At 45.1% G+C, this 3,123-nt stretch carries 3 protein-coding genes; 1 reads left to right on the top strand and 2 read right to left on the bottom strand.

Annotation, left to right across the window (positions count from 1 at the left end; genetic code table 11):
* The coding region (locus tag QT974_RS32835) for a pentapeptide repeat-containing protein (protein WP_333472548.1) at positions 1 to 488 on the top strand (488 nt) is incomplete at its 5' end.
* A 113-nt stretch (positions 489 to 601) separates the two neighbouring features.
* On the opposite strand, the gene QT974_RS32840 is transcribed toward QT974_RS32835, so the two are convergent.
* Both QT974_RS32840 and QT974_RS32845 read right to left on the bottom strand, forming a co-directional pair.
* On the bottom strand, positions 602 to 748 hold the full coding sequence (locus tag QT974_RS32840) for a hypothetical protein (protein WP_333472549.1): 147 nt from the start codon (positions 746 to 748) through the stop codon (positions 602 to 604).
* A partial coding sequence (locus QT974_RS32845) for a WD40 repeat domain-containing protein (RefSeq protein WP_333472550.1) occupies positions 745 to 3,123 on the bottom strand: 2,379 nt, incomplete at its 5' end. The genes QT974_RS32845 and QT974_RS32840, both read right to left, overlap by 4 nt.

Genomic DNA, 3,123 nt, shown 5'->3' on the forward strand with positions numbered 1-3,123 from the left:
GCGACAAGGTAGCAATTGCAGCAGCCGCGAGTTTGCTGGAGACATCGTGGTGCTATCAAAAGGCTGGCGAAACAATTTTAATTCCGCTGGGAGTTGACGAATTTCTGCGCCGCTACGCCGTGGGAGAAAGATTTTTTATTAATGCTAACTTGAGATGCGCGCAACTGAGCAATATTTGCTTGGAAAACATCGATATGAGTTATGCTAAATTGACTTTGGCTGAGTTGAACGGCACTAATTTAAGCAAAGCCAATTTAACATTAGCAGAAATGCGATCGGCTAATTTGAGTGGGAGCAACTTGCACAAGTCGCAACTTGTTAAGGCGAATTTAGCGGGAGCAAATTTAAGCAATGCTAATCTCACAGGTGCTGATTTGAGTTATGCAGATTTAAGCAACGCTAACTTAAACGGTGCTGATTTGAGAGGTGCAAACTTAGCTAGAACAGACTTAAGAAAAACAAGCTTAGATGGGGCGATCGTTGAGTAAATATAGCAACCGCCAAGGCGATTAAGGCAGTAGGGGCTCTCGCATTCGGGCAGATAATTTATGGGTTTTACTTAAGGATTTTCTGCCCGAATGCGAGAGCCCTTACCCCAAAGTTATGCCTTAACCACCTTGGCGGTTGCCATATCGGGGCAATATCGGGGATGGCTTCTCCTGCCCGTCCCACCAAAGAACAGCCACAAATCGCCCCAAATTTCAGCTTTGGAAGCAGCATCTTTCAAATCGAGCGATCGCGCATTCATTCCCCATTTTCTACCGCGCCGAGAGCTATCAGCGTCCCTTTCTGTGCTTGGGTTAAACCTGTAACCCCAGTGATATTCATGCCTTCGTAGAGTTTGGCAGGTTTCAGTATTTTCAGGCACTCACCTGTGCTCACATCCCACAGCCTCACCGTTTCATCCGCACAGCCACTTGCCAGAATTTGATTATCTGGACTGAAAGCAACCGACCATATCTCATCAGTATGTCCGGTCAAAGTTTTCAAGCAATTACCAGTGCTAACATCCCATAGTTTCACCGTTCGATCGTAACCGCCACTCGCCAAAAGTCCTTGGTAAGGAGAGTTGCGAGATAGCAGGCTAAAAGCGATCGCACAGACTTGATTAGTATGTCCGGTAAAAATTTTCAGGCATTCGCCAGTGCTGACATCCCACAGCCTCACCGTATTGTCAGCACTGCCACTAACTAAAGTCTTCCCATCAGGGCTGAAAGCAACAGCATAAACCATATTACTATGTCCGGTGCAAATTTTGAGACATTGCCCAGTACAAAAATCCCACAGCCTTACCGTTCCGTCTAAACTACCACTAGCTAAGGTCTGACCGTCGCAGCTAAAATCGACTGAAAATACCCCATCATTATGTCCGGTCAAAATTTTCAGGCATTCACCCGTGTTCACATCCCAGCAGCGTAACGTTTGGTCGATACTGCCGCTGACCAAAGTTTTACCATCCCGACTCAAAGCAACTGAAAATACCCAATTAGTATGTCCGTGCCAAGTATTTAAACATTCACCCGTACTGACATCCCAGCGGCGTATTGAGGAGTCAAAACTACCACTCGCTAAGGTCTTACCATCGCAGCTAAAAGCGATTGAATATACTTGAGCAGAATGTCCGCGCCAAGTATTCAAGCATTCACCAGTGCTAACATCCCAAAGCCTCACCTTATGGTCACCACTAGCACTTGCTATGGTCTTACCTTGAGGACTAAAGGCAACCGAGTAAACCACATTACTGTAACCAGTAAAAGTTTTTAAGCAGCTACCTGTTTTCACATCCCATAACTTCACCATTTGGTCTATACTGCCACTGGCAATGATTTGACCATCCGAACTCAAAGCAACTGAAAGTACCCAATTAGTATGTCCGGTGCAAGTTCTCAGGCATCTGCCTGTTTCTACATCCCAAAGCCTGATCGAGAAGTCAAAACCGCTACTGGCTAAAGTTTTACCATCTGGACTGAATGCAACTGAAAATACTCCATTACTATGTCCGGTGAAAATTTTTAGGCAGCATCCAGTGCTGACATCCCACAGCCTCACAGTGCTGTCATTGCTGCTACTGGCTAACGTTCTACCGTCACAACTGAAAGCGACTGAAAATACTTCTTTAGTATGTTCAGTAAAAGTTCTTAGTTCTCTACTGGTGCCGATATCCCAAACCTTAACTGTTTGGTCGTGACTGCTACTGGCTAAAGTCTTACCATCACAGCTAAAAGCAACTGAATAAACGCGATCGTTATGTCCGGTATAAGTGTTTAGGCAGTTACCTGTTGCGACATCCCAAAGTTTTACCGTGTGGTCTAGACTGCCACTGACTAAAGTTTTACCATCTGGACTAAAGGCGACTGAATATATTCCACTACTATGTCCGGTATAAGTTCTTAAGCAGCGACCTGTACTGATATCCCATAGTTTCACTGAGTGATCGAAACTGCCACTGGCTAAAGTTTGACCGTCTGGACTGAAGGCGACTGAAAATATCTGATTGGTATGTTCTATTAAGGTATGAAGCCGTTGACTCGTTCGCACTCGCCATAGGTAAATCTTGCCATCAGAACTACTCGTCGCCAAAAGTTGGCTATCTGGACTCAATGCTACAGACATAACGCTCACTAAGAGTTCAGAAAAAACCGATTTAGCCAAATCCGATCGAGCCAAATTGACATTCTGCAAGTTCACTCTCTGTAGGTTGGCTTGCCAAACGGTGAGATCGGAAAAGTCATAGCCGCTTAAGTCTACCTGTAATTGGCGCAGCAGATTGATAATATTTCCGCTGACATAACCTGTCTGTTGCGACGATTTTCCGCGCAGCAACGATAGAATTTGAACTAAGCACTTTTCCAGATTTTCTTGGCAGCCAAGAAGCGCGATCGCTCTCTCGATCGCTGGAGTAAGAATCAGGCGAATTTGAGTATCTCTAACATAGTCTTTGGCTTGTGCCTTGACTAAAGCGTGACGACTGAACAGGAAAATTTCCTGACGGGCGATCTCTTCACCAATCTGCTCAATTAATCGAGTAATTACGTACTCCATAACTACAGGTTGTTGTGTAAATCGATCGTTGTTTTTTTCAATCAACGATCGCCGTTGCAAAGAGCCTAGTGCCTGTAGGAG

It is taken from the genome of Microcoleus sp. BM001215392 (assembly GCF_036700185.1).
Classification (GTDB): domain Bacteria; phylum Cyanobacteriota; class Cyanobacteriia; order Cyanobacteriales; family Microcoleaceae; genus Microcoleus.